The following is a 4,665-nucleotide window of genomic DNA, read 5'->3' as shown; positions in this document are numbered from 1 at the left end:
GTCGACTGTTCCAGCGTCGTGATTGATGCCGCATTGTCATCAGTTTTCGTATCGACTGTGCGGACGGCGCTGGCGACTGTCTCAACACCCTGCTCGGTTGCGGTGACACGAACGTCAAACGACTGAAACGTGCTGGCGGTCTGCTCGTCGAGTTGAGACACTAGATCGAGCGTGTAACTTGCCGATGCCTCCCGCCCCTCGTCCAGACGCCGCACAAGCGCCTGGTTTGCCAAGGCCGCATCGCCCGTGATGACCTGCCTGTCCCGCGCTGCGTCGATCCGGTTGATCACCTCGCGCATCACCGATTCCGTCTGGCTCTGCGCCGTTGCCGCAGATTGGCTTGCCGCTGCGGTCGCATCCGCCGCAGCCGTTTCCGCTTGTGCCTTCGCCTCCCCCGCTGCTGAAACCGCATTGGCCGCCGCTGTCGCCGCTGTCTGAGAATCCGTCAGTGCTGTTGCAGCATTGGCTGCGGCCTGCGCGACATTACCGGTCAGCGTCTGGACATTGTCCTTGGCAGTGTTTGCCGTCTCCAGCGCCTCGCCCGCCACCTCCTGAGCGGCGTCTGCGGCGTCTGTCGCTTCGGATAAGCTGGCATTGATCTCGGCGGCGGTAACCCATTCGACAGCATTGAGATAAAGCGACTGTGCCGACTGGACGACATACTGGCCACTGGTCTGGATCGAGACCCAGTCACTCCACTCGGTCCGGCGCGGAACGGCGGTGTTGATCGTTGAACGGACCTCATAGGTCTGGCCAGCCTGAATACCGGAAACCAGTGTCGTCCCTGACCAGTCCTCTCCACTGAGCGGGCGTGGGTGCAGGCTGCGAATAGCGGTGCTGGGCTGGTCCTTTACCTGATGGTCGAGGACCACGGCCGTAATCGTCTCGTCCGTGACCGTATCCCAGAAGACATTGATTGCCGGACGGGTCTGGCCGTTTGGTCCGGTAATCGCCGTTGCCTGGAGCCGGAGATTGCGGACATTGCGCGGGCGCTGGTCCGCTGACGGCGGCACCGGCACCGGCCCGATCGGCGTTTCTTCGCCGGTCGAATGACCGTAGACATCCGTATGTGTCTCTTGCAGATCGACCGTAATCCGGCACTTTTCCAGATCGCGGGCCAACCGGATGATTTTGAACGTCCGCGTGCCATGCTTGGCCGATTGCCAGACCAGCCAATCACCCATGGTCAAGTGAATCATCGTCTCGTCAAACGAATGGCGCGCTGACGCCTGGCGCCGGTTCTGACGGTATTTGATCCGGTTCAGGCGCTCCGCCTGTGTGCCGCTGTTTACCTGGAGAAAATCACTTTTAGCGGTCCTGACATGACCGCCATCAACCGCAACGACGTCATCATTCCCGATAACCGGCGCAATCGCAGACGCCTCGTAATTGTTGGCCGGATCCGAAAACTGCCCATACACCCGATTGTACAGGTCCTCTTTTCCGCGTTTTGCGGAAAATGTCTTGGGGGCATCCAGCAAGATATCGTCATCGGTAAAGGTTGCCACAGGCACTTGCGCGGCACCGGCAATGACACCAAACAGACCCGGCATCTCCACCCGGTCAGCTGCCATGGCACCGGCCATCGCCGTGATGGCGTCGATGTGCTCGATATCCTCGGACGCGACAACAGAATGACGATACCGCGGCTCGCTCCCGCCGTCTGCCAGCTCGACTTCCTCATCGCAGACATTGGCGGCTGCCATGTACTGCTCTGTGATCAGCCGGTAACCGGGGCGCCCGACACCACCAACGCGCATGCCGTTGATGAAGTAGCCGCGCTCATAATGGTACAGTCCGACGGCTGGGTTGTCCGAATACTCCCAGGTGCGCCAGTCGTCGAACCGATGCGGGCCATCGCCGCCGGCCGTGCTGTCAAGGCGCGGATCATAGAGCCGCAAGCCCTCAATCACGAACAGCAACGTATTGCCCGACAAGAGTGACTGCAGCTCGCTGATATCCCGGTCATAGCGCGCTTCTACATGCGCGTAGCAAATGCCCGTTCCGATGTGATCAGAAGTCCAGCGATCCGGCGCGTTGGCGTGATCAATCAGCGCCGGGCTGGCCGGTTGATCGTGGCGCCCTTCCCAGAAAGTCACCCAGAGATTTGGACTGTCGCCGTCATCCGGCAATTCTACGGCGTATTTGGTCCAGCCGGTGCCGCTATCGATCTCCGTCAGCGGGCATTCTTCGCCGGAAGCCATGACTTTCTTGAGCCGGTTACACCAGCCGGTCCCGAGCACATAGACCTGATCCAGACGCTTGCCGTCATCATATTCGTTGAAATAGACATAGTGGCCCTTGGTGGCGATTTGCCCAAACGGGAGCCGGTGCGGCACGTTGGACCCAAGCTGCACGTCAGCTTCAACGCCCCCGGGTTGTGCGACTTCCGGCGTATCCGGCGTGAGCGCCGACGACAACAGCATGCCGCCCACGAGCAGCGCGCCTGTGATCGCATAGGTCGCAATGGTCGCGACTGCCCCGCTCAGCCCGATCGCTCCGACAATCGCACCCACGACCGGGAAGGCATGCGCTGTGGCCGACCAGGTGAGAAGGCACCAGATCGCCAGCAAGATGATAGAAAGTCTATTGATCATCCGACCCTGAAAGCCGCTTTCAAATGTGTCACAGGAACCCTGACCGTGCCGTCCGGCCCCTTGCCGATCGCGTATGTGCCCATCACCACCACCGAACACTCAACTGCCCGGCCGCGTTGATCGATCACCTCAACAATCCCGATATCGCCACGCTGTGCCCGCATCTTCGAAACCGGCGCGAACAAGCTTGCGTAACACGCTGACAAGTCATCAAAGCCGTTGGCCGTCAGCCGCCGCTTGGACCCGATCAAGGTCTTGTAGCGGCCCCGCTCATCTGCAAAATAACGCGTGCCGGTTACAGCCTCGACGGCATCCATTGCCATCATCCAGCAGTCGGATCCGCCATTGTCGCCGCCCCATCCGAACGGCAATTGCTCATGCCGGGCAATGACGGCAAAGAGCCGTTTGTCCCACCCGTCCAGCCTCATGCGTTCGGCCCCCATTTCGCTTTTTGGGTGGCTGCGGATGCGCAGTGCTCAAAAAACAGATCGGTTTTTCCGGCGATCAGTTTTTGCGTTTCCGTGTCACGGATCAGATTGCCTGCCTCGGTGTCCTCGTAACCGCCCGACACGCATTGCAGTACCAGCGCATATTCGCCGTCCGGATTGTCTTCGTGGGGCATGGTGTTCATGATCCCGTCAAAGACCACATCTGGGATCCCGCCGACCAGCGCCCCGGTCTCGACATCAAAGTAAAATCGGTAAATCACCACCGGGCGCAGATGCCATGTGTAATCATGGATCGTGGCCAGCACATCCGGTGTCAGATCTGTTCCAGGGATCGCTGCCAGCTTGATCGTGATTTCGGCTGGCTCGTCATCGCCGTAAGAGGTTTCGTCAACCTGAAACAGCTGGCCACCGCCCTGGAAGACAAACCCGTTCCATTCAAAAGCGCCCTCCCCCCACCAGAAACCGTACTGGCCTTCAGCAAAATCAAACAGGATTGCATCGCGCACGGCATAGCGGCCAGTCGCGACCAGCGCCTGAATGGCAGGATCAACGTAGCGCATCAGATAATCCGCTGAATGGCCTTGAAGGAAAAAGGGATAGGGCCGAGACCAAACGAAAAATCATCGCTGTTGGGGATCGGCATGAACCGCGCATGCGGCTTTTCCAGATTGACACTGGCCGCAGACGAAAACACGTTGGTCTTGACGAGTGGCAAGACACTGACAGTCATCGTACCGCCAGAAGCGGTTTTCTGCTGGTCGATCACCTTGTGAAGCCCCCGGTAATCGCCCTCGACCAGCCCCACGTAGTCACCATAAGCGAGTTTAAAACCATTCGGTAATCCGCTGATCGAAATGGTTGTTTTCGTCAGCGCATCGACATGGGCAGTGCCGGAAAACGCAGTCCCGTTTGAGCGGGTCAAGCCTGTAAAACCTGCGCGATAGTGGATCGGTCGCGGATGCGCCGGATCGTGCAGAAGAAAATCATGCTGCAGTGTCGTGCACTCATCCCAAAACGTGCGCATGATCTGGTACTGCGCCCGCTCCAGCTTTCCGGTTGAGATTTCGACAGACCATCGCGGATCACTGCGCTGCACCGAGGACACAAAGCCGGAAGCGCGCTGGTTGGTACTGACATCCTGATCCAGCCGGAATTTCGCACTCTGGACGCCCGCAATCGGCATTTCGAGTAAAGCCATTACCGCCCTTTCCGAAACGCAGGGTTGGTGCTGTGCTTGTTGGCCTTGCCGACGGTCTGCCGGGCGATGACCGGGACATTTTTCCGGTTATTCTCTTCCAGGATGGCCCGGAACTGATCCTCGGTCATTTGCGAGCCTCTGGCGTCGATATAACTGGTCGGACTGTAGATGATGGAGTCGCCGGAACGCGGCACGGGTGGCGGAGCTGACAAGGCCTTTGGGGCAGCGATCGATGGAACGGCAGACGGGCCGACAAAGCCGCCATTGGCATAGCCCTTGCCGCGCCGATGCAGATCTTCCAGGTTCCCGACACCAATCCGTTTAGTGGCCTGTTTCGAGAATACATATTCCCCGCGATGCACGACGCCGGCAGGTTCGTATTTGCCGCCATCCCCGGTGTAACCACCGCCCGAGAACCCCC

The 4,665-nt window shown here is 59.4% G+C and carries 4 protein-coding genes and 1 pseudogene; all 5 read right to left on the bottom strand.

Annotation, left to right across the window (positions count from 1 at the left end; all coding sequences use genetic code 11):
- A partial coding sequence (locus E1297_RS04110) for a hypothetical protein (RefSeq protein WP_155134233.1) occupies positions 1-2,597 on the bottom strand: 2,597 nt, incomplete at its 3' end.
- Positions 2,594-3,025, bottom strand: coding sequence for a hypothetical protein (locus tag E1297_RS04105; RefSeq protein WP_155134230.1), 432 nt, complete (start codon positions 3,023-3,025; stop codon positions 2,594-2,596). The genes E1297_RS04110 and E1297_RS04105, both read right to left, overlap by 4 nt.
- Positions 3,022-3,606, bottom strand: a complete 585-nt coding sequence (locus E1297_RS04100) for a hypothetical protein (RefSeq protein WP_155134227.1) — start codon at positions 3,604-3,606, stop codon at positions 3,022-3,024. Before E1297_RS04100 ends, E1297_RS04105 begins: the two co-directional genes overlap by 4 nt.
- Positions 3,606-4,244 carry a hypothetical protein gene (locus tag E1297_RS04095; protein WP_155134224.1) on the bottom strand — a complete coding sequence of 213 codons (639 nt, stop codon included), beginning with the start codon at positions 4,242-4,244 and terminating at the stop codon, positions 3,606-3,608. The genes E1297_RS04100 and E1297_RS04095 overlap by 1 nt, the downstream gene beginning before the upstream one ends.
- Positions 4,244-4,665, bottom strand: a pseudogene (locus tag E1297_RS49060) (hypothetical protein); the annotation flags it as partial. The pseudogene E1297_RS49060 and the gene E1297_RS04095, both read right to left, overlap by 1 nt.

Source organism: Roseibium sp. RKSG952, from assembly GCF_009711355.1.
Note: the sequence above shows the minus strand (reverse complement) of the source record. Positions and strands in the feature narration are given on the sequence as shown.